Annotated in this window: 22 protein-coding genes and 1 pseudogene; 12 read left to right on the top strand and 11 right to left on the bottom strand. The window is 75.2% G+C overall.

Features of this window, described 5'->3' with window-relative positions; translation table 11 throughout:
* Positions 1 to 452 (bottom strand): annotated as a pseudogene (locus BUB17_RS16380) (hypothetical protein); the annotation flags it as partial.
* Between the two features lie 182 nt (positions 453 to 634).
* Between BUB17_RS16380 and BUB17_RS16375 the strand changes: the two are divergent.
* On the top strand, positions 635 to 2782 hold the full coding sequence (locus tag BUB17_RS16375; RefSeq protein WP_072919752.1) for an LCP family protein: 2148 nt from the start codon (positions 635 to 637) through the stop codon (positions 2780 to 2782).
* A gap of 179 nt (positions 2783 to 2961) precedes the next feature.
* On the opposite strand, the gene pstB is transcribed toward BUB17_RS16375, so the two are convergent.
* The 6 genes from pstB to BUB17_RS16340 form a co-directional block, all read right to left on the bottom strand.
* Positions 2962 to 3741, bottom strand: a complete 780-nt coding sequence (gene pstB / locus BUB17_RS16370) for a phosphate ABC transporter ATP-binding protein PstB (RefSeq protein ID WP_072919751.1) — start codon at positions 3739 to 3741, stop codon at positions 2962 to 2964.
* Between the two features lie 23 nt (positions 3742 to 3764).
* Positions 3765 to 4850 carry a phosphate ABC transporter permease PstA gene (pstA, locus tag BUB17_RS16365; protein ID WP_072919750.1) on the bottom strand — a complete coding sequence of 362 codons (1086 nt, stop codon included), beginning with the start codon at positions 4848 to 4850 and terminating at the stop codon, positions 3765 to 3767.
* Positions 4850 to 5806, bottom strand: coding sequence for a phosphate ABC transporter permease subunit PstC (gene pstC, locus BUB17_RS16360; RefSeq protein WP_072919749.1), 957 nt, complete (start codon positions 5804 to 5806; stop codon positions 4850 to 4852). Before pstC ends, pstA begins: the two co-directional genes overlap by 1 nt.
* A 134-nt stretch (positions 5807 to 5940) precedes the next feature.
* Complete coding sequence (gene pstS, locus BUB17_RS16355) at positions 5941 to 7053, bottom strand: phosphate ABC transporter substrate-binding protein PstS (protein WP_072919748.1); 1113 nt, start codon at positions 7051 to 7053, stop codon at positions 5941 to 5943.
* 747 nt (positions 7054 to 7800) lie between these two features.
* Complete coding sequence (gene mshD, locus BUB17_RS16345; protein ID WP_072919746.1) at positions 7801 to 8724, bottom strand: mycothiol synthase; 924 nt, start codon at positions 8722 to 8724, stop codon at positions 7801 to 7803.
* 7 nt (positions 8725 to 8731) lie between these two features.
* Positions 8732 to 9481 (bottom strand): winged helix-turn-helix transcriptional regulator, encoded by a 750-nt coding sequence (locus BUB17_RS16340; protein ID WP_072919745.1) that lies wholly within the window; start codon positions 9479 to 9481, stop codon positions 8732 to 8734.
* A gap of 255 nt (positions 9482 to 9736) precedes the next feature.
* On the opposite strand from BUB17_RS16340, the gene BUB17_RS16335 reads away from it, so the two are divergent.
* From BUB17_RS16335 to BUB17_RS16315, 6 genes are all read left to right on the top strand, one after another.
* A complete protein-coding gene (locus tag BUB17_RS16335; RefSeq protein WP_072919744.1) occupies positions 9737 to 10555 on the top strand; it encodes a hypothetical protein in 819 nt (272 codons plus the stop codon).
* A 10-nt stretch (positions 10556 to 10565) separates the two neighbouring features.
* Positions 10566 to 11255: an LmeA family phospholipid-binding protein gene (locus BUB17_RS16330; protein WP_072919743.1), complete on the top strand. Its 690-nt coding sequence runs from the start codon at positions 10566 to 10568 to the stop codon at positions 11253 to 11255.
* Positions 11256 to 11326: 71 nt separating this feature from the next.
* Positions 11327 to 11680, top strand: a complete 354-nt coding sequence (locus BUB17_RS16325) for a TlpA family protein disulfide reductase (RefSeq protein WP_244277280.1) — start codon at positions 11327 to 11329, stop codon at positions 11678 to 11680.
* Positions 11681 to 11698: 18 nt separating this feature from the next.
* A complete protein-coding gene (locus BUB17_RS28585) occupies positions 11699 to 11773 on the top strand; it encodes a putative leader peptide (protein WP_369803440.1) in 75 nt (24 codons plus the stop codon).
* A gap of 176 nt (positions 11774 to 11949) precedes the next feature.
* On the top strand, positions 11950 to 12783 hold the full coding sequence (locus BUB17_RS16320) for a sulfurtransferase (RefSeq protein ID WP_072919741.1): 834 nt from the start codon (positions 11950 to 11952) through the stop codon (positions 12781 to 12783).
* Positions 12784 to 12785: 2 nt separating this feature from the next.
* On the top strand, positions 12786 to 13079 hold the full coding sequence (locus BUB17_RS16315; protein WP_072919740.1) for a DUF1416 domain-containing protein: 294 nt from the start codon (positions 12786 to 12788) through the stop codon (positions 13077 to 13079).
* Between the two features lie 276 nt (positions 13080 to 13355).
* On the opposite strand, the gene BUB17_RS16310 is transcribed toward BUB17_RS16315, so the two are convergent.
* The gene (locus BUB17_RS16310; protein WP_072919739.1) at positions 13356 to 14639 is read right to left on the bottom strand and encodes a PP2C family protein-serine/threonine phosphatase; all 1284 of its coding nucleotides are present in this window, start codon (positions 14637 to 14639) and stop codon (positions 13356 to 13358) included.
* A gap of 435 nt (positions 14640 to 15074) precedes the next feature.
* On the opposite strand from BUB17_RS16310, the gene BUB17_RS16305 reads away from it, so the two are divergent.
* Both BUB17_RS16305 and BUB17_RS16300 read left to right on the top strand, forming a co-directional pair.
* Positions 15075 to 15608, top strand: a complete 534-nt coding sequence (locus tag BUB17_RS16305; RefSeq protein ID WP_072919738.1) for a heme-binding beta-barrel domain-containing protein — start codon at positions 15075 to 15077, stop codon at positions 15606 to 15608.
* Positions 15605 to 17323 (top strand): DUF885 domain-containing protein, encoded by a 1719-nt coding sequence (locus BUB17_RS16300; RefSeq protein WP_072919737.1) that lies wholly within the window; start codon positions 15605 to 15607, stop codon positions 17321 to 17323. Before BUB17_RS16305 ends, BUB17_RS16300 begins: the two co-directional genes overlap by 4 nt.
* Here BUB17_RS16300 and BUB17_RS16295 read toward each other — a convergent pair.
* Together BUB17_RS16295 and nhaA are read right to left on the bottom strand one after the other, a co-directional pair.
* On the bottom strand, positions 17320 to 17937 hold the full coding sequence (locus tag BUB17_RS16295) for a hypothetical protein (protein WP_244277278.1): 618 nt from the start codon (positions 17935 to 17937) through the stop codon (positions 17320 to 17322). The two genes, BUB17_RS16300 and BUB17_RS16295, sit on opposite strands and share 4 nt — an antisense overlap.
* Positions 17938 to 18347: 410 nt before the next feature.
* The gene (nhaA, locus tag BUB17_RS16290; protein ID WP_083606376.1) at positions 18348 to 19721 is read right to left on the bottom strand and encodes a Na+/H+ antiporter NhaA; all 1374 of its coding nucleotides are present in this window, start codon (positions 19719 to 19721) and stop codon (positions 18348 to 18350) included.
* A 168-nt stretch (positions 19722 to 19889) separates the two neighbouring features.
* On the opposite strand from nhaA, the gene murD reads away from it, so the two are divergent.
* From murD to BUB17_RS16275, 3 genes are read left to right on the top strand one after another with little or no spacing between them, the layout of a single operon-like run.
* Positions 19890 to 21233, top strand: coding sequence for a UDP-N-acetylmuramoyl-L-alanine--D-glutamate ligase (gene murD, locus BUB17_RS16285; protein ID WP_072919736.1), 1344 nt, complete (start codon positions 19890 to 19892; stop codon positions 21231 to 21233).
* A complete protein-coding gene (locus tag BUB17_RS16280; RefSeq protein ID WP_072919735.1) occupies positions 21226 to 22563 on the top strand; it encodes a MurL-like N-terminal domain-containing in 1338 nt (445 codons plus the stop codon). The genes murD and BUB17_RS16280 overlap by 8 nt, the downstream gene beginning before the upstream one ends.
* On the top strand, positions 22560 to 23459 hold the full coding sequence (locus BUB17_RS16275) for a glutamate cyclase domain-containing protein (RefSeq protein ID WP_072919734.1): 900 nt from the start codon (positions 22560 to 22562) through the stop codon (positions 23457 to 23459). Before BUB17_RS16280 ends, BUB17_RS16275 begins: the two co-directional genes overlap by 4 nt.
* A gap of 163 nt (positions 23460 to 23622) precedes the next feature.
* Here the strand turns inward: BUB17_RS16275 and BUB17_RS16270 are convergent, their stop codons facing one another.
* Positions 23623 to 24810, bottom strand: a complete 1188-nt coding sequence (locus BUB17_RS16270; RefSeq protein ID WP_072919733.1) for an FAD-dependent oxidoreductase — start codon at positions 24808 to 24810, stop codon at positions 23623 to 23625.
* Between the last annotated feature and the right edge of the window lie 460 nt (positions 24811 to 25270).

Here is a 25270-nt window from a genome sequence, read left to right as displayed (position 1 = left end):
GCGGTGATGGCGTCGTCGGAGCGGGCGACGGTGCCCTCCACGGCGGTGATGGCCTGGTCGGCTTTCTGGTTGGTGGCCGCGACCGCGGTGATCGCGTCGTCGGCCTTCTGGTTGGTGGCGGCGACCGCGGTGATGGCCTGGTCGGCCCTCTGGTTGGTGGCGGCGACCGCGGTGATCGCGTCGGCCGCCCGCTGCCGCGTGGCGCCGACCGCCGCGATCGCGTCGTCGGCCCTGGCTCGCGTGCTCTCGACGGCGGTGATCGCCGCGTCGGCACGCTCGACGACCCCGTCGACCCGGTCGACGACCGTGGTGAGCCGTTCGAGCAGGAACTCGACGCGCCCCACGACGGTGACCAGCCGCGGGACCAGCGCCAGCGCCTCGGTCACGCCCTCGCGGACCCCCTCCACCGCGGAGATCACGTCGGACGGGCCCGGGACGAACGGCAGCTTCACCTCGGGGACGCTACGACGGGCGCGGGTGACCTGCCCGCCGATCCCCGCGCGTCCGACCCGGGCGGGAGTCGCTGCGCCCGTATGGTGGGTGACTGCCCGACTGCGCAGCGGTACCACCGCGCGCCAGGCGGGAGTTTCGGTGCCCGCCAGGGCGACGGTTCGACGATGGGAAGTCGGCACGGGTGGGGAACAAGCGCACGCGCGACGACGCGGGGGAGGCCCGCTCGTCCGGGCGTCTCCGCGGCCGGCGTCGCCCGGCTGCGCCCTCCCCTGCCGCGGGCGACGAGACGCCGGCCCGCGAACCGATCACCGTCGAGCAGCTGATCGCCCGCCAGGGCGGCGAGGTGGGCCGCCGCCGCGCCGCCCGTACCGGTGAGATACCGCTGCCCCTGGCCGGCGAGAAGACCCCCGAACGTCGGCGCGGGCTGCCCCCGGTCCCCGCCGAGGAGGCCCCCGCGGTCCGGAACGCGGTCCGCGCACCCTCCGGGCGCCGCGCCGGCGACGTCTCGCGCGCAGCCGGCGACACGCCGGCGCCGCAGCGCGGTCTGCCGCCGGTCCCGGGTGCGCCGGCGGGCCCGGGACCGGCGGCCCCCGGGACGCCGTCCGTGGTCCCCCCGCTGCCCGTGGTCGTCCCGCAGCAGGAGGACCCGGCCGCGCCACAGGCGCCGCACAGCGGCCTGCCGCCGGTGCCGCCGTCGGCCCGGCCCTCCGTGCCGCTCTTCCCGCCGCTCGAGGACGGGACCGGCCACCGCCCGTCCCGCCCGATTGCGCCGCTGCCCCCGATCCCCGGCCGCGACGCCCCGCTGTCCGGCGCGACCCGGTTGGCGCCGCCCTCGCCCAGCGAGCGCCGGGCCGCCCGCCGGGCCGCCCGGAGTCCCGGCCGCCGGCGGCTGGTCCGCGCTGCGACGGGTCTCGCCGCCCTCCTCGGCGTCGTCCTCGCCTACCACCTGGGCCTCTACTTCTACGTCGACCAGCGCATCGAGCGGGTCGAGGCGCTGACGCCCGACGGCGCGGAGGTGCTCGCCCCCGGGCTGCAGGAGGGCGCGGCCACCTACCTGGTGGTCGGCACGGGACTCCCCGGCGAGGAGGGTCCCGCCTCGGTGGCCACCCTCCTGGCGCACGTCACCGCCGACGGGGAGCGCGCGGTCCTGGTCAGCATCCCGCCGACCGCGCTGGTCGACACCCCCACGTGCATCGGCGCCGACGGCGGGGTCCGTGAGGCCGTGACCGAGTCCTTCGCGGCCTCGCTGCTCGAGGGTGGGCCGTCCTGCACGGTGCGCGCGGTGCAGCAGCTGTCCGGTCTGCGCGTCGACCACTACCTGGGCGTCGACCTGACCCGGCTGCCCGGCATGGTCGACGCGCTCGGCGGTGTCGCCGTCTGCCTGCCCACGGCGACGTCGGCGGTCGCCGCGTCGGCGCAGCCGCTCGCAGCCGGCGCCAGCGAGCTGTCGGGGGAGCACGCCACGGGCTACCTGGCTCCCGGTGACGCAGGCGCCGACGTCACCGGTGAGGCGGTCGCCGAGCGCGCTCAGCTGGTGCTGACCTCCACCCTGCGGACGGCGATGTCCGCGGGGACGATCGGCAACCCGGCCACCCTCACCGGGTTCCTGACCCGCGCCTCCGACGCCCTCACCGTCGACGAGGCCACCACCCTCGGCGACCTGCGCACCCTCGCCGGCACCCTCGGTGACCTCTCCGGCGACGCCGTGCAGCGGATCGGTCTGCCGGTCGCCCAGGTGGGCTACGTGCCGGCCGGCAGCGAGCAGGCCCACGTCGTGCTCGACGACGCCGCCACCCGCTCGCTGTTCGACGCGGTGATCGAGCAGGGCCGACTGCCCGCGGAGCTGGTCACCTCCGAGGCCGCCGACCCGGCGGCCGTGGCAGCTGCCCCCGTCCCGGCAGCCGCCGAACAGCCCGTCACCACGCCGGCGGAGCAGCCGCTGACCGCCGCGCCCGCGGGGATTCCCGTCGACGTCCTCAACGGCACCGCCACCAGCGGGCTGGCGGGCACCGTGGCCGACCAGCTGCGCGCGCAGGGCTTCGGGGTCGGCCAGGTCGGCAACGAGCTCGGCGTGGTGAACCAGACCGTCGTCCGGCACGCCCCGGGTGCCGAGGAGCAGGCCCGCACGGTCGCCGCCGCCGTCCCCGGTGCGGTGCTGCAGGCCAGCGACGCCACCGGCGGTGCCGTCCAGCTCGTGCTCGGGCCGGGCTTCTCCGGCGTCGTCCCGGTCGTGGTGCCGCCCCCCGCGCCGGTGGCGGCTCCAGGGACGGCTGCCGAGGCGTCGGCTCCGCCGTCCGCCGAGCCGGCCGCGGCCACCGTCGGCTGCTGAGCTCGGCCCCGCCTGCGGGCCCAGCGCGGTGCGGCCCCGCTCGGAGGACGGCGCCGCAGTCAGGCAGCGGTGTGTGCACGTCTCGCTGTGCGGGCGCCTCGGGCAGCGCGGTGTGTGCACACAACGCGAAAGGGCCGCCGCGGGAGCTCCCGTAGCGGCCCCTCGAAGCCCCGGTCGGGTCAGCCGAAGCGGCCCGAGATGTAGTCCTCGGTCGCCTTCTGATCCGGGTTGCTGAAGATCTTCTCGGTCGGGTTGAACTCGATCAGCCGGCCCGGCTGGCCGACCCCGCTGAGGTTGAAGAAGCCGGTCTGCTCGCTCACCCGCGCCGCCTGCTGCATGTTGTGGGTGACGATGACGATGGTGAAGCGTTCTTTGAGGTCGGCCATCAGGTCCTCGATCGCCAGCGTGGAGATCGGGTCCAGCGCGGAAGCCGGCTCGTCCATGAGCAGCACGTCGGGCTCGACGGCGATCGCGCGGGCGATGCACAGCCGCTGCTGCTGACCACCGGAGAGCCCGGCGCCCGGGCGGTTGAGCCGGTCCTTGACCTCGTTCCACAGGTTGGCGCCTCGGAGCGAGCGCTCCACCAGGTCGTCGAGGTCGGACTTCCGCATCTTCTTGTTGTTCAGCCGGATGCCCGCGGCGACGTTCTCGTAGATCGACATGGTCGGGAACGGGTTGGGCCGCTGGAAGACCATGCCGATCTGCCGGCGGACGTCCACCGGGTCGACGTCCGCGCCGTAGAGGTCCTGCCCGTCCATGACGATCTTGCCCTCGACGCGCCCGCCCGGGACGACCTCGTGCATCCGGTTGATCGAGCGCAGGAAGGTCGACTTGCCGCAGCCCGACGGCCCGATGAGCGCGGTGATGCTGCGCGGCTCGATGGAGACGTTGACGTTCTCGACCGCCAGGAAGTTGCCGTAGTAGATGTTGAGGTCGGAGACGTCGATGCGCTTGGCCACTGAGGGTCCTCCAGGGTTGCCGGTCAGCGACCGGTCTTGGGGGCGAAGAAGCGACTGATGAGCCGGGCGACGACGTTGAGACCCATCACCAGGATGATCAGGACGAGGGCCGCCGTCCAGGCCCGGTCGGTGGCGAACTGCGGCGGCACGCCCGGCTGGGTGAGCTGGTAGTAGGCGTAGACCGGCAGGGTCGCCATGCGGCCGTCGAACGCGTCGAGGTTCGTGGCGTTGGTGATGCCCAGGGTGATCAGCAGCGGAGCGGTCTCGCCGACGACGCGGGCGATCGCCAGGGTGACGCCGGTGCCCAGGCCCGCGATCGACGTGGGGATGACCACCTTGACGATGGTGCGCCACTTCGGCACGCCCAGCGCGTAGGAGGCCTCGCGCAGCTCGTTGGGCACCAGCTTGAGCACCTCCTCCGCCGAGCGGACGACGACCGGGATCATCAGCACCGACAGTGCGACCGCGCCCATGACGCCGAGCCGGATGCCCGGGCCGAGGAAGATGGCGAACAGCGCGTAGGCGAACAGGCCGGCCACGATCGACGGGATGCCGGTCATGACGTCGACCAGGAAGGTGATCGCCCGCTTCAGCCGCCCGCGGGCGTACTCGACGAGGAAGATCGCCGTCATCAGGCCGATCGGCACCGAGAGCAGCGTGGTCAGCGCCGTGATGATCAGCGTGCCCATGATCGCGTGGTACGCGCCGCCGCCCTCGCCGACGATGCCGACGAGCGAGGAGGTGAAGAACTCGCCGTCCAGTCGTGCGGCGCCGCGGCTGACGACCTCCCACACCAGCGAGACCAAGGGCACCATCGCCAGCCCGAAGGCACTGACGACCAGGCAGGTCACCAGCCGGTCGGTGGCCCGCCGGGAGCCCTCCACGGCGCGGGTCAGCAGGTACACCGCCAGGGTCCCGAGGACGACGGTGTAGAGCACGAACAGGGCTGCGTTGAGGTCGAGCACCGGCCAGAGCGCGCCCACGACGGCGGCGACCCCCAGGAAGGCCGCCCAGGGCGCCCAGGTCGGCAGCCGCCGGGTGCGCTCGCCGCGGCGTGGAGCGGGGGCGCTGCTCCCCGGCGGCGCCGGCGCGGTGGAGGTCTGGGTCATCAGTTCGCTCCGGAGAACTCGGCGCGCCGGTTGACGATCGCGCGGGCCAGCACGTTGACCGCGAGGGTGATGACGAACAGCGCCAGGCCGCTGGCGATGAGCGTGTTGATGTCGATGCCCGAGGACTCGGGGAACTCCAGCGCGATGTTCGCCGCGATCGTCGACGGGTTGCCGCTGCTGATCAGGTTGAACGTGATGCCGCCGGAGACCGAGAGCACGATGGCCACGGCCATGGTCTCGCCCAGCGCCCGGCCCAGGCCCAGCATGGAACCGCCGATGACGCCGGAGCGGCCGTAGGGGAGGACCGCCATCCGGATCATCTCCCAGCGGGTGGCGCCCAGGGCCAGCGCCGCCTCGCGGTGCAGGCTCGGCACCTGCAGGAAGACCTCGCGCGAGATGGCGCTGACGATCGGCAGGATCATCACGGCGAGGACCAGGCCGGTGGTCAGCATGGTGCGGCCCGTGGTCGAGGCCGGTCCGGCGAACAGCGGGATGAAGCCGAGGGTGCGCTCGAGCCACTCGAAGAGGGGCACCAGCTTCGGGGCCAGCCAGAAGATGCCCCAGAAGCCGTAGACGATGCTCGGGATCGCGGCGAGCAGGTCGACCAGGTAGCCCAGGCCCTGGGCCAGCCGTCGCGGGGCGTAGTAGCCGATGAACAGGGCGATGGCCACGGCCAGCGGCGTGGCCACCAGCAGCGCGATGACCGCGGCCAGCAGGGTGCCGAAGACCAGCGGGGCGACGTAGGAGGCCAGGCCGCCGTCGCCGGGGATCTCCTCGGCCGGCGCGGTGAGCGCGGGCACCGCCTCCACGACGAGGAACGCGGCGACCCCGGCGAGGATGACGAGGATGAGGATGCCGGCGCCCTTGGCGGTACCGGCGAAGACCCGGTCACCGGGACGGCGGACCGACCGTCCGGTCCCGGCGCGGGACGGGGGTGTGGTCCTGGTGCTGCTCACCGCTGCTCCGTGGTGTGTGGGCCGGTGCCTGGGGGACCCGGCGGAGGGGAGTTCGCAGGGCCCGGCCGGGGCCGGGCCCGCCGACGGCCCGGGGCGCCGTCGGGCACTCCGGGCCGTCGCCGGTCATTGTGTGCTCAGCCCGCGGTGATCGCGTCCACCGCGGTCCGGGCCTGCTCGCGCAGCGCGTCGGAGATGGGCGCGGAACCCGCGGCCTCGGCCGCGGCCTGCTGGCCCTCCTCGCTGATCACGTACCCCATGAAGTCGGCCACCAGTCCGGCGGTCTCCGAGTCGTCGTACGAGATGCAGCCGATGTGGTAGCTGACCAGCACGATCGGGTAGCTGCCGGACTCCGCGGTGTCGCGGGCCAGCTCGATGGCGAAGTCGTACCGGCCCCGGCCCTCGATCCGCTCGGAGTTCTCCACCACCGCGGCCGCGGCCTCGGGCGTCGGGGTCACGAACTCCTCGCCCACGCCGATGTTCGCCACGCCCAGCTCGCCGGCCTGCGAGAGGTCGGCGTAGCCGATGGTGCCGTTGCCGCCGCTGACAGCGCTGACGACGCCGGAGGTGCCCTGGGCGGCCTCGCCGCCGGGGACCGGCCAGTTGCCGTCCGGCTCGTGCGGCCAGGCCTCGCCGGCCGCGGCGGCCAGGTACTCGGTAAAGTTCTCGGTGGTGCCCGACTCGTCCGAGCGGTTGACCGGGGTGATCGGCAGGTCCGGCAGCGATGCCCCGGGGTTGTCGGCGGCGATCGCCGGGTCGTTCCAGGTCGTGATCCGCTGGTCGAAGATGCCGGCGACCACCTCGGGCGAGAGGTTGAGCTCGTCGACGCCCTCGAGGTTGTGGACGACCGCGATCGGCGAGATGTAGTTCGGCAGCTCGAAGACCTCCCCACCGGCGCAGCGCTCCTGCGCGGCGGGCAGCTCCTCCTCGTCGAGCGCGGCGTCGGAGCCGGCGAAGTCCACGCCGCCGGCGAGGAACTGCTCGCGGCCCCCGCCGGAGCCCACGGGGTCGTAGTTCACGGTCACGCCGGGCTGCACGCCCGAGTAGCCGGCGCTCCAGCCCTGCATGGCGGCCTGCTGGCTGCTGGCACCGGCGCCGTCGAGGGCGCCGCTCAGCTCGGTGGAGTCGCCGGCGCCGGCGCTGCCAGCACCGGCGTTCTCCTCGTTGGCGGCGCCGCACGCGGTCAGCGCGAGGGTGCCGGCGAGCGCGGCCGAGAGCACGACAGCGCGCGAGGTGGTGCTGAGCTCCACGGGAGTGGCCTTTCCACTGTGTGTGCCCAGACCTTCTGCCGGGCAGCGCGGGACCATCGAGGACCGACGCTAGGGAGCCGAGGTGGACGCCTCCCCGTCCACCGGTGAACGACAGGTGAACGGCGGCCGAGGCTTGCTCCACGCGGTGTGGTCCGGCTCACGTCCAACCGGTGAACGGGGGCGTGTCGGCTCGTGGCCATCCGCGCCGGCACCCGGGGCGGACCCTTCCGGTGCCGGTCACCAGGAGGTGGACACCTGCCCGTGACCGGCCGCCCGCCCGCCGGACTCCCGCCGGTCGCTCGCCGCTGTTCAGGTGCCCTGGGCCGGATGTCCCGGGCTCGTCGAGGGCCCGAGCGGGGGAGCGGGGACGGGCAGCCGGACTCAGGACGCCCGCTCCCGTACCCGGTGGGAGGGGTCCTCCCGTCCGGCTCCCGTGGCTCGCGCCCCGTGCCACCACGGACGAGCGCACGGAGGTGCAGCGGTGCTCCTGTGGCCGGCGATCACCGCGCTGGGGTTTGCCGCACTGATCGGGGTGGTCATCGCGCTGGGCACCCGGTCGACCGCGCGGTACGAGGCCGAGCGGGAGCGCGCCGGTGGGCTCGCGAGCAGGCGGTCGAGACGGCTCCCCGAGGTCGGGTCGATCACCAGTCCGGCGGCGGACGACCGTCCGGACCGGACGGCAGGACCGGAGCGCGTCCATCCAGGTGCCCGGCCCGGTAGGAGTGGTGAGCGGACGCAGCGGGAGCCCTACGGAGCGCGGCGCCAGGACACGTCGACGGCGTGCCGGGTGAAGCCGCTGCGCTCGTAGAGCGTCACCGCCGCGGTGTTGTCCTCCTCGACGTAGAGCAGCACCTGACGCAGCCCCAGGCGGCGCAGGTGGGCCAGCCCCACGTCGGTCAGCGCACGGCCCAGGCCCAGGCCCTGCGCGTCCGGGTCGACGCCCAGCACGTAGACCTCGCCGACCGCCTCCGGCCCCTCGTCGCCCGGCGGGTGGACCTTCGTCCAGTGGGAGCCCAGCAGCCGGTCGCCGTCCCAGGCGAGGAAGAAGCCGGCCGGGTCGAACCAGGGCTCGGCCTCGCGCAGCCGCAGGTCCTCCGCCGTCCAGTTGCCCTGCTCCGGGTGGGAGGCGAAGGCCCGGGCGTTGGTGCGCAGCCAGGCCCGCTCGTCGGTGCCGGGCCGGAACGTGCGCACCTGCACGCCCTCGGGCAGCCGCAGCCGGGGCTCGGGGTCGACCCCCGCCAGCTCGCGGCGCATCTGCAGCAGCACCCGCGCCCGCTCGTAGCCGTGCCGCTGCGCCAGTTCGGCCGACCCGGGCAGGTCGCCGTGGGCCCACACCCGCAGCGGACGGTCCCCGGCCAGCTCCTCGAGCCGGGTCAGCAGCGCGCGGCCGGCGCCCCGCCGCCGGGACCCGGGCGCGACGACGAGCTCGGCCTCGGCGTCCCCGGTGCCGTCGCCGCCCTCGAACCGCGCGTAGCCGGTCAGCGCCCCGTCGGCGGCGGTGGCCAGCACGTCCCGCCCGCCGGCCGGACCGCCGTGCTGCAGCCGCAGCTCGGCCTCCTCCGACAGCGGGCGGACGCCGTCGGCCGCGGTCGCCGCGCGCAGCAGCGCGAGGACCGCGGCGACGCCGGCCGGGTCGAGCCGGTCGACGTCCCGGACGAGGGGAGCGGACAGGGGGGCCTCAGACCAGCTTGGTGTCGGTCTCGGGCCGGGACCTCGACCCGGACCGCGCGGCGGCCGCGGTCGAGTCGGCGACCTGCTGGTCGAGCTTGTAGCCGACGTTGCGCACGGTGCCGATCAGCGCCTCGTGCTCGGTGCCGAGCTTGGCCCGCAGCCGGCGCACGTGGACGTCGACGGTGCGGGTGCCGCCGAAGTAGTCGTAGCCCCAGATCTCCTGCAGCAGCTGCGCCCGGGAGAAGACCCGGCCCGGGTGCTGGGCCAGGTACTTCAGCAGCTCGAACTCCTTGTAGGTGAGGTCGAGCGGGCGGCCGCGCAGCTTCGCGGAGTAGCTGTGCTCGTCGATGACCAGCTCCCCCGCCTGCGTCACGCCGCTGTCGGCGCCGTCGACGGGGGAGGTGGCGGCCAGCCGGCGGGCGGTGGCCCACTTGAGGCGGGCGTCGACCTCGGCCGGGCCGGCGGTGTCGAGCAGGACGTCGTCGACGCCCCAGTCGGCCGACAGCGCGACCAGCCCACCCTCGGAGAGGACGGCGACCAGCGCGGAGGCCACGCCGGTGGAGGAGAGCAGCCCGCACAGGGTCCGGGCCTGGATGAGGTCGTGCCGCGCGTCGACGAGGACGACGTCGCCGGAGTTCCCGTCCAGCAGGCTCGACAGCTCCGGTGCGACCACGCGGACGTGGTGGCCCAGCAGGCCGAGGGCGGGCAGCACCTCGGTCGTGGCCTGACGTGCGGCGGTCATGAGCACGAGTCGCATGACGTCTCCTCAGGGGAGCCGGGGACGACAAGTGTCGTCCGGGGGGCCCACGACAGCGCTGTCGATGAGCCAGCAGGATAGCCGACGGGTCGCCGCGATCCCGGCTCGCAACCAGATCGCGACACCTGGCCGTCCGCACACCGACGGCGGGCGGCCGACCCGGGGAGGTGGTCCCCGGCTCCGGACACGCCGGGGCGGGGCCGTCGCGCCGCCGGTCGAGCGGATCGGGCGCCGGGTGTCTGCGACGATCGCCCCGTGACGGCGACCGAGGTGGGGTCCGGGCTCTCCGCCCGCGCGTGGCACCTGCCCACGGCCGCCGCGGTCGTGGCGGCGACGGCTCTGCTGGTCGGGCTGCCCGCGGCCGCGGGCGACGCGGGCCGGCTGGCCGCGGTCGCCCTCCTGCAGGTGGCCCTGGTCCTCGCGTGGGTGCCGGCGACCGGCATCCCGGCCCGGGCCGGCGGGCCCGCGCTCGGGCTCGCCGCGGCGGCCGGCGCGGACCTGCTGGTCGTGCTGCCCGAGCGGCCGGAGATCGGCGCGCTGCTCGCCGTCCCGGGGCTGGGCCTGCTCGCCGCGGTGCTGCACCAGATGCTGCGCCGGGCGCCGCGCGCCGACGTCGTCGGCTCGCTGGCCGGCGTCCTGCTGCTGGTCTGCGCGGTCTGCGCGCTCGCCGTGCTCCTCCTGCTGCCCCGGGCGGGTGACGCGACCGCAGGCGCCACCACGCTGCTCGTCGTCGGGACGGCGCTGGCGGTGGGCCCCCTCGTCGACCTGGTGCTGCCCCGGCCGCCGGTCGCGGCGCGCGTGCCGCGCGGGGTGCCCGGCCTGGTGCTGGCGGTGCTGGCGGGCGTCGCCGTCGCGGTGGTCCGCTCGGGTGCCGGCGACGGAGCCGCGGTGCTCGGTGCGCTCCTCGCCGGCCTCGTCCTGGGCGGGGTCGCCGCGCTGGTCGGCCTGGCCGCGTCCTACGTCGTCGCGGGCGGACCAGGCCGGCCGTGGGCGGCGACCCTGTTGCAGGCGGTGCTGCCGGTCGCCGCGGCCGCCCCGGTGGCCTTCTCCCTGCTGCTGCAGCACGCCCTCTGAGCGGCCGTCCGTGCGCGCACTGCTGGTGGTCCTGCTGCTCCTGGGTGGCCTCGCCCTCGCCGCCGACCGGGGAGCCGAGGCGGTCGCGGAGGACCGGGTGGCGCAGCTGGTCGCCGAGCGCGGCGGGCTGACCGGCCGGCCGGAGGTCGAGATCGGGGGCTTCCCCTTCCTTCCCCAGGCGGTGGGCGGGCGGTACGACGACGTGCGGATCGGCCTGACCGGGGCCGACCTGGGGCAGCCCGAGGGCACCCGCGCCGACGTCTCGCTGCGGGGCGTGCAGGTGGCGCTCTCCGACGTCCTGTCCGGATCGGTGCAGCAGGTGCCGGTCGAGCGGGTCGACGGGACGGTGACGGTGCCCTACGACCTGCTGTCCCGGGAACTGGGCCAGGACGTGACCGTGAGCCGGGACGGCGACGGGCTGCGGGTGGGGACGACCGTGCAGATCGCGGGGCAGACCGTGCCGCTCATCGCGACCGGCACGGTCCGGCTCGACGGCGACACCCTGGTGGTCGACGTGGCGGAGGCCACCACCGCCGGCGTCGACGCGCCCGGCTCCTTCGTCGACCAGGTCAGCGACGCTCTCGACCTGCGCTACGGGATCCCGCAGCTGCCCTTCGGCCTGCAGGTCACCGGCGTCGCGCCGGCGGACGACGGCGTGCGGGTGCAGGTGGCGGCGACCGACACGGTGCTGGACACCTGAGAGAGGACGGCGCCCTTGCCGGGCCGTCCTCTGCCGGAACACCCGGGCGGGGGGCCGGGTTGGTGCCTGGCGTGGACCAGACGCACGGGGCGGTGCTCGAGGGGCTGGGCGTGCACCCCGGGCGGGCCGACCTGACCGTCGTCCAGTTCTCGACGGCGTTCTGCGGGCCGTGCCGGGCCACCCGCGCGCGGCTGCGGCAGCTGCAGGCCACCCGCCCCGGTCTGGCCCACGTGGAGGTCGACGCGGAGAGCCACCTCGACGCCGTCCGCGCGCTCGGCGTCGACCGCACGCCGACCCTGCTCTACCTGGACCGGGAGGGCCGGCTGGTCGGCCGCAGCAGCGGGGCGCCACGACCCGCGGAGCTGGCCGCGGTCGTCGAGGTGCACGTGCCCGCTGCCGCTTCCCGGGCGGGCAGGGACGCGTGATCCGTTATCCTCGCGCCTGTGGGCTTCCTGCTGACCTCCCGCCGCACAGTCGACCTGTGCCGCGTGGGCAGCTGCCTGTGTCCGGCCGTCTGAGGACGAGCCCGCTCGTCCAGACGTGCCCCGACCGCCGTCCGGAAGCCCCCGCACCCAGGTGTCCTGCAGTCGCACCGCCGGACGGTGCGCCGCGTCCCGGGGCACCCGGACCCCCCTCCGCCTGACCCGCACGCGCACCACCGACCGCACCCACCGACCACGGAGGAACACCTCACATGAGCCGCAACGACGTGCTCGTCACCGCCGACTGGGCCCAGGAGCACATCGGCGCCCCCGGCATCGTCTTCGTCGAGGTCGACGAGGACACCAGCGCCTACGAGAAGGGCCACATCCAGGGCGCCGTCAAGCTGGACTGGAAGACCGACCTGCAGGACCCGCTGCGCCGCGACTTCGTCGACCGGGAGCAGTTCGAGCAGCTGCTGTCCGAGCGCGGTATCAGCAACGACGACACCGTCGTCCTCTACGGCGGCAACAACAACTGGTTCGCCGCCTACGCGTACTGGTACTTCAAGCTCTACGGCCACTCCGACGTCAAGCTGATCGACGGCGGCCGCAAGAAGTGGGAGCTCGACAGCCGCCCGCTGTCCACCGACGCCGTCTCCCGCCCGGCGACGCAGTACAAGGCCTCCGAGCCCGACGTCTCGATCCGCGCCTTCCGCGACGAGGTCGTCGCCGCGATCGGCACCAAGAACCTGGTCGACGTCCGCTCGCCCGACGAGTTCACCGGCAAGCTGGTCGCCCCCGCCCACCTGCCGCAGGAGGGCGCGCAGCGCCCGGGCCACATCCCCACCGCGGTGAACGTGCCGTGGAGCAAGGCGGCCAACGAGGACGGCACCTTCAAGAGCGACGAGGAGCTGGCCGAGCTCTACGCCGAGGCCGGCCTCGACACCGGCAAGGACACCATCGCCTACTGCCGGATCGGTGAGCGGTCGAGCCACACCTGGTTCGTGCTGCGCGAGCTGCTCGGCCACCAGAACGTCAAGAACTACGACGGCTCCTGGACCGAGTACGGCTCCCTCGTCGGCGTCCCGATCGCGAAGGGGGCCTGAGCATGTGCGGCGCACCCCAGCAGGGCGGCACGCTGGCCGGCGTGGACCTGACGACCCAGACGGTCATCCAGGGCCAGGTCTGGCACGACGGCGCCCCCGTCGCCGGTGCCTACGTCCGGCTGCTCGACGCCACCGACGAGTTCACCGCCGAGGTGGTGACCAGCCCCGAGGGCGAGTTCCGCTTCTTCGCCGCTCCGGGGAACTGGAAGCTGCGCTCGCTGGCCCCGGTCGGCAAGGGTGAGCGCGTGCTCGACGCCGACGTCGGCCTGAACGAGACGACCGTCGCCATCGCCTGAGCTCGATGGTGATCAGGTGACCTGATCGTCCGGGGTCCTGGCTCACCGTCGACGCCGAGCCAGGACCCCACACGGTGCGCCCGGACGCCGTCCGCGGCGCCCGCTCCCTTCCCAGGGGACGGGCGCCGTGCTGTCCTGGCGCCGCGCACGTCGCGATCCTCGGCAGCATCGAGGCCAGCCGGTGGCTCGAGGCAAGGTGCATGGCCTGGGTGGCCTACGGAGCGCGCACCGGTAGGTGAGGGCACGCCGTCACGCTGCTGCACTGACGGCCGCGCCTCAGTCGACGCCGGGCGGCAGGCGGTTGGGGCCGGCCTCGGGCGGCCGCGGACGATCCTCGGGGTAGGTCCGGACGGCGACGATCGCGACGTCGTCGGCGCCGGGCTCGGGCAGCATCCGGGCCAGGAGCGTGTCGCAGAGCTCCTCCAGCGGCGTGCCGCCGAGGTCGCGCAGCGCCTCCTGCAGCGCAGCCAGCCCCGCGTCGAGGTCGCTGTCCCGGCGCTCGACCAGGCCGTCGGTGACCAGGAGCAGGGTCTGGCCGTCGGCCAGCTCGGCGGTGTGGTCGGCGCGCGGCGCGTCCGGGTCGATGCCGAGCACCAGGTCGGGACGGGTCTCGAGCAGCGTCGTGGTGCCGTCCGGCGCCAGCAGCACCGGCGGCAGGTGGCCGGCGTTGCTCCACCGCAGCACGCGGGTGCCGGCCACGGGCACGTCCGGGTGGCGCTCGATGCGGGCGAGCACCACGGTCGCCATCGTGCTCACCGCGAGCCCGCGGGCGACGTGCTCGGTGCGGGACAGCGTCGCCGACGGTGGCTCCTCGTTGTCGTAGGCCAGCGCCCGCAGCAGGCCGCGGAGCTGGCCCATCGCCGCCGCGGCGTTGCTGTCGTGCCCCACGACGTCGCCGATCACGAGCACCGTCGCGCCGTCGGGCTGCAGGAACGCGTCGTACCAGTCCCCGCCGACCTGTGCCTCGTGGGCGGCCGGGCGGTACCGCACGGCGACCTGCAGGTGGTCCGGCTCCGGCGGCGGGGTCAGCAGGGCCTGCTGCAGCCGGTCCGACAGGGCCCGCTCCGCCGCGGCCCGCGCGGTCACCCGGCGCAGCTCGTCCGCCTGACGCCGCGCCGCCAGCCGGTCGGTCAGGTCCCGGAAGGAGACCACCACCCCGGTCACCGCGCCGTCCTCCACCGTGGGGACGGCGATCAGCTCGATCGGCACCGCCGTGCCGTCGCTGTGCCAGAAGGTCTCGTCCTCAGCGGTGACCGTCCGGCCGGTCGTGAGAGCGCGCCAGACCGGGCACTCGTGCTTGGGGTACGGCGAGCCGTCGGGGCGGCGGCCGTGGATGACCGCGTGCTGGTCGCGGCCGAGCTGCTCCTCCACCGCGAGCCCGGTGATGCGGACCGCCGCCGGGTTGACGAACTCGACGCGCCCGTCGGCGTCGAGGCCGTAGATGCCGTCGGCGACGTTGGCCAGCACGCGCTCGTACCGGGCGAGCGTGCGGGAGAGCAGGGTCTCCACGTCGTGGAGGGACACGCCGTTCCCGTCCTGGCCGGCTGCCCGTGCACCCATGCTCCGCCACCTCCCTGCGCCCCGTCGGTACCGCTCCGGTCCACCTCACCTGCCTGCCCCATCGGGACGGGACCGAACCGGGGTGCCGTCGATCGGCGCCGCTCCCTGGCGGACACGGGCCGGCAGGACGGCGCCGAGCGCGAGAGGACGTCGACCGGCCCGACGTCACCGACGCACCGGCCACGACGGCGACACCGGACCAGCGGTCGGCGGCGGCCACGGCCGGCGCGGCGCCGGCGACCGGCCGACGAAGGACCTCTCCTCGGCACGCTCGGGACGGTGCCCTGGACGGGGCCGTTCCAGCACGTCGCCTGGCAGCCCTACGGTGGAGCGCATGGTCTCTGCCTGGGTCCTCGTCGTCCTGGCGTCGCTCGCGGCGCTCGGCTGCGGGTACGGCGCCGCCCGGCTCACCCGCCGTCCGAGGGAGGTGCGCCGGTGACCGGCGACACCGAGCTGCCGGTCGCCGACACCGTCGACGTCCGCTCGGGACCGGAGGTCGCGGAGGGGCTGCTCGCCGTCCTGCCGTTGCTCGGCGAGTGGCACGGCGAGGGGCAGGCCGCCGGAGCAGAGGGAGACCACCGCTTCGGCCAGTGGATCCGGTTCAGCCACGACGGCCGCGGCTTCCTGGCCTACGACTCACGCACCTGGCGGCTCACCGACGACGGCGCGGTGGTCGGGCCCGCCGTCCGGGAGTCCGGATTCTGGCGTCCCCGCGGCAGCGACGACGTCGAGCTGCTGGTCACCAGCCCCGACGGGCTGGTCGAGCTCTACGTCGGCCGGGCCCGGACGACGACCAGCTGGGAGCTGACCACCGACGTCCTCGCCCGCACGCCGGACGCCCCCGAGGTGTCCCGCGCCGTACGGCTCTACGGCATCGTCGAGGGCGCGCTGATGTACGCGATCGACCGCGCCGCCGGCGACGCGCCGCTGCGGCCCACCATGTCGGCCCGGCTGGAGCGCCTCAGGTGAGCGGCACGCTCGACTCGTCCGCCCACCCCGCCACCCCCCGCCAGGTCGCCGACCGGTACGTCGACGCGGTCTGCGAGCTCGACCCGATCGTCGCGACGTCGTTGGGTACCCGCCCCGGCGACGACCGGCTGCCCGACCCCGGTCCTGCCGGGCTGGAGGCCGAGGCGCGGCTGGCCGGCGACACCCTCACCGAATTGGACCGCGTCCTGGCCGCCGACCCCGCTCTGGACGGCGACCCGGTCGAGCGGCGCTGCGCCCGGCTGCTGCGCGAGCGGCTGGGCGCCGAGCTGGCCGTGCACGAGGCCGGCGAGGGGCTGCGGGCGCTGTCGAACCTGTTCAGCCCGGTGCACTCGATCCGCCAGGTCTTCCTGCTCATGCCGACGGCGTCGGAGGACGACTGGGCCGTCGTCGCCCGCCGGATGGCGCGCGTGCCCGAGGCCTACCGCGGGTTCCGCGCGTCGCTGGAGGAGGGCGCGCGGCGCGGCCTGCTCGTGGCGCCGCGCCAGGTGTCGACGGTCGTCACGCAGCTCGGCGAGTGGCTGGCCGGGCCCTTCTTCGGCGGGTTCGCCGCGGGCGGCCCGGAGGCGCTGCGCGGCGAGCTGGATGCCGCGGCACGGGTCGCCGACGGCGCGGTCGCCGAGGTGCGTGACTTCCTCCGCGACGTCTACCTGCCGCAGGCCGAGGGGATGCCGGACGCCGTCGGTCGCGACCGCTACGCGCTGGCCGCCCGCCGCTGGACCGGCTCGGACCTCGGCGCCGGGAAGGGGCTGGAGGAGGCCTACGCCTGGGGCTGGGCCGAGCACCGGCGGATCCTCGCCGAGCAGCGGGTCGAGGCCGAGCGGGCCGTGCCCGGCGCGACCCCCATGGAGGCGATGCGCTGGCTCGACGTGCACGGCCCCGCCGTCGACGGCGTCGAGGCGATCCGCGAGCGGCTGCAGTCGATGATGGACGACGCGATCGCGGCCCTCGACGGCGTCCACTTCGACCTCGCCGAGCCGGTCCGCCGGGTGGAGGCGATGATCGCGCCGCCCGGCAGCGCCGCCGCGCCGTACTACACGCGCCCCGCGCAGGACTTCTCCCGCCCGGGCCGCACCTGGCTGCCCACCCTGGGCCGGGAGCGCTTCCCGCTCTGGGACCTGACCTCGATCTGGTACCACGAGGGCGTTCCGGGCCACCACCTGCAGCTGGCCCAGTGGGCGTACGTCTCCGGGCAGCTGTCGACGTACCAGACCTCTCTGGGCTCGGTCGGTGCGAACGTCGAGGGCTGGGCGCTGTACGCCGAGCGGCTCATGGACGAGCTGGGCTACTTCGCCGACCCCGGCACGCGGCTGGGCTACCTCGACGCCCAGCAGCTGCGCGCGGTGCGGGTGGTCATCGACATCGGCATGCACCTGGGCCTGCCCGTTCCGGACGACGCCGACGGTGTGCTCGCCGGGCACGGTGGCCGGCCGTGGACGCCGGAGCTGGCCCGCGCCTTCCTCGGCGAGCACAGCGGTGCGACCCCGGCCTTCCTCGACAGCGAGCTGGTCCGCTACCTCGGCCTGCCCGGGCAGGCGATCAGCTACAAGCTCGGGGAGCGCGCCTGGCTGGCGGGCCGGGCGGCGGCGCAGCGGGCGCGGGGCGAGGCCTTCGACCGCAAGGCGTGGCACATGGCCGCACTGTCGCAGGGCTCCCTCGGTCTCGACGACCTCGCCGCGGAGCTCGCCGTCCTCTAGAAGCGGGTGGGGGCGGGGTTGACCGGGTCGGTGTCGTGGCCGACCGGGTCGTCCGGGGCGGCTGGGTGCGCCTCCAGCAGGGAACCGAGGACGTCGTCGACCGCGCCGGCCGGCCCGCCGACGTAGGTGCTCATCAGGGTGGGGTCCGTGGCCACGAACCAGGCGCGGTCGGCCGGCCACCACACGGCCGCGCTCTGCTCCTGTGGCTCGGGGGCGAAGTTGGCCGCGGCCAGCGTGATCGGACCGCGCTGCAGCAGCAGGTCGCAGGTGGGCAGCGTCAGGTGCGGGCGGTCGATGGCGGCGTCGTCGTCGTCGCACCAGCCGAACCAGCACTCCTGCGGCGTGGTCGTCCACCCGGCGAGCAGCGCGCTCAGGGCGGCGGCGACGTGTGCGGGGAGGTGGCCCTCGGCGGGGCTGTCGTTCCAGACGTCGGGCTGGTCCTCCTCGGAGACGTGCTCCCACGAGCCGGTGATCGCCGGCCACTGCATCAGCCGGTGCGCGGTGGTGCCGTTGTAGGCCGCGACCTCGTCCCAGCGGACGTCGACGTCGTCGTCCCCGGCGTAGCGCACGGCGGGGTGCAGAACGCGGGCGTAGGCCTCGAAGACGGGGGGCACGAGGGACGCGACGGAGCGGTCGTGCCGGAGGGCCGCGGCGACCCAGGCGCCGGGGGAGGGGTCTGTCCCGACAGGATGGCCGGTCGACAGCGGGGACCTCCCCGGGAGAACGGACAACCCCCGGGCTGCTCCGCGGCGCCCGGCCCTCCGAAGAGGGGAGCAGCACGCGGGCCGGCTGGACAAATGCCGGCGGCCCGGGGGTCGGGTGACTGTCCGGTTCTCGCTCGCCGCCGTACGACGGACGGGCGATCTGCCGTCGCTCAGACTGTCGTCTGAACGGGCGGCCCATCTGGACGGCGGCTAGCGGACAGCCACCTCACGAGTCCGATAAGCATGCAAGTTACGGACCACCTCCTCTCTCGTGTACGTCGACGGTACGTCGCCTCCACGGGGGTCGGCAACGCGGATTTTCAGCCGTCGGTGGAACGGCCGGGAGGCGGTGTGCCGTCCCGGTCCAGGCGGTGGTCGGCGCGGTCGTCGACCGTCTCCCGCTGGTACACGTCCGGGATCCCGTCGCGGTCGAAGTCGGCCCGCTCGTCCTCGTAGATGCGCTTGTAGCGGCGGTTGCGCAGCCGCAGGACGACCGTGGCCAGCAGCGCGGCCAGCAGGGTGCCGGTGAGGATGCCGACCTTGGCGTGGTCGTAGGTCTCCGTGCCCAGGCCGAAGGCGAGCTCGGTGATCAGCAGGGAGACGGTGAAGCCGATTCCGCCGAGCAGGGACAGGCCGAGGACGTCGGGCCAGCCGAGGTGCTCGTCGAGCTGGGCGCGGGTGAAGCGGGAGACCAACCACGTGGCGCCGGTGATGCCGATCGCCTTGCCCAGCACCAGTCCGACGGCGATGCCGACGGCGACGCTGTCGGTGACCGACTCGGTCAGCCCGGAGAGCCCGCCCACCGCGACACCGGCGGAGAAGAAGGCGAACACCGGCACGGCGACGCCGGCCGAGATCGGCCGGAACCGGTGCTCGAAGTGCTCGGCGAGGCCCGGGCCGGCGCCCGGGCCGCCCGCGGCCTGGCTGCGCGCGACGGGCACGGTGAACGCCAGCAGCACGCCGGCGACCGTCGCGTGCACCCCCGACTCGTGCACGAGCACCCAGGTCAGGGCCGCCAGCGGCAGCAGCAGCCACCACGAGCGGACGCGCCGCTGCACGAGCAGGCCGAAGACGGCCAGCGGGACCAGCGACAGCAGCAGGGACCCGGCGGAGAAGTCGTCGGTGTAGAAGACGGCGATCACCGCGATCGCCAGCAGGTCGTCGACGACCGCGAGGGTCAGCAGGAAAGTGCGCAGCGCCGCCGGGAGGTGGGTGCTGATGACCGCCAGGACGGCGAGGGCGAAGGCGATGTCGGTGGCGGACGGGATGGCCCAGCCGCGCAGCGCGTCGTCGTCCCGGCCGAGGTTGAACAGCACGAAGAACAGGGCGGGCACCGCCATGCCCCCGACCGCCGCGGCGACCGGCAGCGCCGCGCGGCGCGGCTCGCGCAGGTCACCGGCGACGAACTCCCGCTTGAGCTCCAGGCCGGCGACGAAGAAGAAGATCGCGAGCAGCCCGTCGGCCGCCCAGGTGCCCAGCGACAGGTCCAGGTGCAGGGACGCCGGGCCGACGCGGGTGTCGCGCAGCGCCTCGTAGACCCCGCCCCACGGGGAGTTCGCCCAGACCAGCGCGACCGCCGCGGCGACGAGCAGCAGCGCTCCGCCGACGGTCTCCTTGCGGAGGATGTCGGCGATCCGGCGGGTCTCCGCCCAGGAGCCCCGGCCGAAGAGGCGGGCGGTGGAGGTGGACGGCACGAGCGGCTCCAGGTGACGGGGTCGGCGGGGGAACTGCCGACCAGACTTCCCGGCGCACCTGCCTGGGGACCCTACCGGCGACCCGCCGTGTACGCCGTCCCCGGGGCCCCCGCTCCGTACAGTGGGCGCCGTGACCCACCGCTGCGCACGGCCGTCCGGGAACGGCCGGTGAGACTCGCCGAGCTGGCCGGGCGCCGGGTCGGCGTCTGGGGTCACGGCCGCGAGGGACGGGCCGCGGTGCGCGCCGCGCTGACCGCCGGTGCGGCGGAGGTCGTGGTCGTCGACGCCGTCCCCCCGACGGACCTGCCGCCGGGTGTGCAGACCGGCGCGGACGTCGCCGCGCTCGCCGGCTGCGACGTGGTGTTCCGTTCACCGGGGATCAGCCCCTACCGCGAGGACGCCCGCGCGCTGGCCGCCCGGACCTCCCTCACCTCCGGCACCGGCGTGGCCCTGGCCGAGTTCGCCGCCCGCGACGTCCCGACGCTCTGCGTCACCGGTACCAAGGGGAAGAGCACGACCAGCGCGCTGGCGGCCGCGGTGCTCGGCGCCGCCGGCCGCCCTGCGGTGCACGCGGGCAACATCGGCACCCCGCTGCTCGACGTCCTGCTGGACGAGGTCGTCGCCGATGCACCCCCCACCCACCGCACCTCGCTGGTCGTCGAGGTCTCCAGCTACCAGGCCGCCGCGGTCGAGGGCTGGTCCGGCTGGGGCGCGGTGACCTCGCTGGCCCCCGAGCACCTGGACTGGCATGGCGACGTGGCGACGTACTACCGCGACAAGCTCCACGTCTTCGCCGGCTGCGGGCCGGCTTCGGTGGTCGTCAGCGCGCAGGCCCGGCCGGTCGCCGAGCAGCACCTCGACCCGGCGGTGCTGGTCGACCCGGCCGACGTCGTCCCGGAGGCGCGGCTGGACGGCTTCCGGCCCGAGCGGCTCGCCGGCGTGCACAACGTCGCCAACGTGCACGTCGCGCTGGCCGCCTGCGTGCGGATGGGCGTGGACCTCGAGCGGTCCGCCGACGCCGTCCGTGCCGCCGTCGCCGACTTCCGCGCACTGCCGCACCGGCTCTCCCCGGTGGCCACGCGGAACGGCGTCACGTTCGTCGACGACGCGCTGAGCACCACCCCGGTGTCGGTGCGCGCCGCCATCGACGCCTTCACCGGGCAGCAGGTCACGCTCATCGCCGGGGGGCAGGACCGCGGGCTGGACTACACCGACCTGGCCGCGGCGGTCGTCGCCCGCGACGGCGGGGTGCAGGTGCTGACGATCCCGGACACCGGCGCCCGGTTCGCCGCCGACATCCGCGCAGCCGCGGCCGCCGCGGGCGTCGACGCGCCGGTCACCGAGACCGCCTCGCTGGCCGATGCCGTCGCCGAGGCGCTGAGCACCGCCCGGCCGGGCGGCCTGGTGCTGCTGTCGCCGGGCGCGCCCAGCTACAACCGCTTCCGCAACTACGAGGAGTTGGCACGCACCTATGAGCAGATCCTCCTCGACGCCGGAGCGTCGCGTGTCTGAGGGACGGGGCGTGTCCGACGCCTTCGTCGTCGCCGGCCGCTCGCTCGACCTCGCCACCGGCGAGGCCGCGTTCACCTACCGGCTGGCCGGCGACGAGTTCACCGAGCGGCTCACCCTCGACACCGAACTGCTCGGCGGGGCCGACCCGGCGCGGGTGGACGCCGCGCTGGACCTGGTCCACCTGGTCATGGGCACCAGCTACTACAAGCTGCGGGCGCCGGGCCGGGTCGTCGTCGAGCGGCCGGTGACCAAGGCGCAGGCCGCCGTCGCCGAGGCCGCGTACACGCACGGGCTGGGCGAGTTCGCCGCGGTCAACCGGCTGCCGGTGCCGCACGAGGTCGCCTTCGACCTGGAGACCACCGACGACCTGCCGGCGCCGGTGGAAGGCGGCGGACGCCGGGCGCTGCTGCCGGTCGGCGGCGGCAAGGACTCCGCGCTGGCGCTGGTCGTCGTCACCCCGGCCACCGCGCTGGCGGTCAACCCGACCGACGCCCAGCGCGACGTGGCCCGCGCCGCCGGGGTCCCGCTGATCGGCGTCCGCCGCCGGCTGGACCCGCTGCTCGGCGAGCGCACGCGGGGCGGAGGACTGAACGGGCACGTGCCGGTCACCGCGATCAACTCGGCGATCTCCACCCTGGTCGCCGTCCTCGGCGGGTTCGACCCGGTGGTCTTCGCCAACGAGCGCTCCGCCGACGAGGAGACGCTGACGGTCAACGGCGCGCGGGTGAACCACCAGTACTCGAAGTCCTACGAGTTCGAGCGGCTGTTCGCCGCCGCCGCGGCGGAGGTGGGCGTCGGCTACTTCAGCCTGACGCGGCAGCTCTCGGAGCTGGCGACGGTGGGCGCGGTGGCGGCCCTGCCGGACCTGCGCGGCGAGATCCTCAGCTGCAACCGCAGCTACACGCAGGCGCACATGGGCGGTGAGGCCACGCAGCGCTGGTGCCTGCACTGCGACAAGTGCCTGTTCACCTTCCTCTGCTTCGCGGTCTTCCTGACCCCGGGGGAGGCCCGCGCGATGTTCGGCGGCGACCCCCTGGCCGACGTCTCGCTGGCCGACGGCTTCCGGCGGCTGTGGGCCACGGACAAGCCGTTCGACTGCGTGGGGGAGCGGGCCGAGAGCGCCGCCGCGATGGCCCACCTGGCGCGCAGCACCGCCTGGGGTGAGCACACCGTCGTCCGTGCGCTCGGCGAGGAGGCGGCCGCCTTCGCCGCCGTCACCGGCGCCACCGTCGAGGGCTTCCTGCCGCCGCGCGGTGACCACTCGGTGCCCGACCGGTACCTCGCCTCCCTGCAGCGGGTGGTCGCGGAGGCCCGCCCGCCGGTGGCGTGAGCGGCCGGCTCGCGGACGTCGAACGGGCGCTGCTGCGCCCCGGCGCCCGCGACGTCACCGGGCTGGCCGCCGCCGTCCCCGGGCAGTTCGACCAGCTGGCCGGGGAGCTCGCCGCCGCCGGTCGCGCCGGCAGCCGCGTCGGCCTGGTGACGGGCGTGCACATCGCCTGGGCGCCCACGCCCGCGGCCGAGACCGATGGTCCGGTGGGCACCGCCGTCCTTGCCGCCGCGCTGGCCGTGCTCGGCGCCGAGCCGGTGGTGCTCACCGACGAGCCGTGCGCGCAGGTGACCGCCGCCTGTCTGGAGGTGCTCGGCGCCGGGCGCCTGGACGTGCTGCCGGTGTCCGCGGACGAGGAGCAGGTCCGGGCGCGGGTGGCCGCGCTCGGCCTCTCGCACCTGGTCGCGGTGGAGCGGCTGGGGCCGGCTGCGGACGGGCGGGTGCTGACGATGCGCGGGTTCGACGTCACCGGCTCCACCGCCCCGCTGCACGCGGCGTTCGCGCTGCCGGGCCTGGTCACCGGGGCGGTGGGCGACGGCGGCAACGAGATCGGCATGGGCAACGTGCCCGCCGACGTCGTCGCCGCGTGCATCGCGCACGGCGACCGGATCGCCTGCCGGGTGCCCGTCGGCGCCCTCGTCGTCGCCGGCACCTCCAACTGGGGCTGCGCCGGGCTGGTCGCCGGCCTCGCCCGGCTCGTCCCCGGGCACCGCGACGCCCTCACCGGGCTGCTGGACCCGCAGGTCGACGGCCGGGTGCTCGGGGCCGCCACGTCGGCCGGCGCCATCGACGGTGTCACCGGGCTGCCCGGCGCCACGGTGGACGGCGTCCCGGTGGCCGACTACGCCGACCTGCTCGCCGGTCTGGGCTCCCTCGCCCGGGCCGCAGAGTGCGTCTGACGAGCCTCGTCCCGAGGTGGGGCCGCTCGACTGCGTCGAGATGTCAACGGGTGGGCCACGGTCGAGGCCGTCGGTGATTGCCCGAAGGTCTTCTCGCCGTGGTGACGGTGCCGCTGATCCGCAGCGGCCGGGCCGCCGCGGGGTCGAGGGCGAGGCAGGTCCCTCAGCGGGCCGGCGTTCCCAGGACCGGTGATGCGGGCTCGGGTGGGGTCCAGCCCATCACGGCACGGGACCCGCGCGTGATGGCGCCGGCCGGTGTCAGGCGCATGACGCTGTTCCGCAACGTCTGGCGCCAGCCGCCGCCGAGGTGGGATCCGAAGCGGCCCGATGCAACCGAGGCCCGGGCCAGGTCGCGGCATCGGGGCCTGCGGGTGGCGTCGAAACCGTCCAGGGCGGGGGCCAGCCGCCCGCCTGCTGCGACGGGGGCGCCGACGAGGAGGCCCACGCACAGACCGTCCTCCAGCGCTGTCGCGGCTCCTTGTCCCATCGTCGGGAGGGTGCCGTGGGCGGCGTCGCCGACCATGACGACCCGCCCGGTCGTGTAGCGCGGCAGCCCACCGGGCAGATGGTGCACGTCGTGCCGCAGGACCGCCTCGGGCGGCGTCGCGGCCATCGCCTCCTGCACCGGGCTCGCCCAGCCCGCGAACCGCTCCCGGGCCGCACCGAGTTCGTCGGGGATCACCGTGCGCTCGGGCATGGCGACGTATCCGTACCAGTACGTCTCGTCATCGGCGACGCGCACGATGCCGAACTCCGCGTGCGGGCCCCAGTACTGCTGCAGCGCCGTGGACCCGTGGGCCCCGGGCGCGATGCCCCGCCAGCTCGAGAACCCGCTGTAGACCGGGCGGCTCGCCGGGAACAGCACCGCTCGCACGGCACTGCGCATGCCGTCGGCGCCGATGACGATGTCCGCCTCCCGTCCCTCGACAACGGCGGGCGCCCCCTCCGGCTCGCCCGGATCCACGGTGGTCACGGGGGTGCCGGCGACGATCCCGACGCCGCAGGCCAGGGCCCGTCGGTGCAGCGCGGCGTGCAGACGGCGGCGGTGCACTCCGATGAGCCCCGCCGGCCGGCGCATGACGGGGGTGTCCGGGAGGGCGAGGATCGGCCGGCCCTCCAGGTCCCGGATGCCGCCCGCCCAGGTCGGGTACCCGAGCGCGGCGACGTCGTCGTCCCCGGAGCCGAGCCCGCGGAACGCGGCCACGGCGTTGGGGGTCATGGCGAGGCCTGCCCCGACCTCACCGAGCTCCGGCGACCGCTCCAGCACCGTGACCTGCCACCCGATCCGGGCAAGTGAGATGGCCGAGGCCAGGCCCGCGACACCGGCCCCGACGACAGCAGCCTGTCCCATGTGCCCTCCGTCGTGGACTGGCCGCCCTCGCGCTCTTCGCGAGGGTCCCGATCAGGGTGGTTGCGACAGCCGCCGTCATGGTCCCCCAGCGGAGGCCGTCCAGGAGGTCCAGCGCTTCCTCATCGCTCACGCCCGCTGGGCCCGCCCGACCTGCCCCCTGACCTCAGGTGCGGCCGGTTCCGCTGATCGAATCCTCTGCGGAACGGTGGACGGTGACTTCCCAGGCGGCCTTCGGTGCGTCGCCGTAGCGGGTTCCGCAACCGGACGGCTCGTCGCGAGCGGCCAGGTGGTCGGGTCAGGTGCTGTTCGCCCTCTCCAGGTCTGTCGTCGAGTGCCGGCCGAGGCATGGTCCGGTTGGTCTGCCGGCCGCGGCTCGGCACAGGGGCAACTCAGCGGGCTCAGCCCCGCACTGGCAGGCGGCCACACCCGCAGCCCCTCGAACCCGGACCACCCGGTCGGG

The sequence above is a fragment of the Geodermatophilus obscurus genome (assembly GCF_900143215.1).
GTDB lineage: Bacteria > Actinomycetota > Actinomycetes > Mycobacteriales > Geodermatophilaceae > Geodermatophilus > Geodermatophilus obscurus_A.
The sequence above is the reverse complement of the archived record's forward strand: the minus strand, read 5'-3'. Positions and strand labels throughout refer to the sequence as shown.

Excerpts from the sequence above, each read along its gene's own strand:
- BUB17_RS16340 (WP_072919745.1), bottom strand. The coding sequence starts at position 9,481 with ATGCGACTCGTGCTCATGACCGCCGCACGTCAGGCCACGACCGAGGTG.
- BUB17_RS16270 (WP_072919733.1), bottom strand. The coding sequence starts at position 24,810 with ATGGGACAGGCTGCTGTCGTCGGGGCCGGTGTCGCGGGCCTGGCCTCG.
- BUB17_RS16320 (WP_072919741.1), top strand. The coding sequence starts at position 11,950 with ATGAGCCGCAACGACGTGCTCGTCACCGCCGACTGGGCCCAGGAGCAC.
- BUB17_RS16315 (WP_072919740.1), top strand. The coding sequence starts at position 12,786 with ATGTGCGGCGCACCCCAGCAGGGCGGCACGCTGGCCGGCGTGGACCTG.
- pstA (WP_072919750.1), bottom strand. The coding sequence starts at position 4,850 with ATGACCCAGACCTCCACCGCGCCGGCGCCGCCGGGGAGCAGCGCCCCC.
- BUB17_RS16310 (WP_072919739.1), bottom strand. The coding sequence starts at position 14,639 with ATGGGTGCACGGGCAGCCGGCCAGGACGGGAACGGCGTGTCCCTCCAC.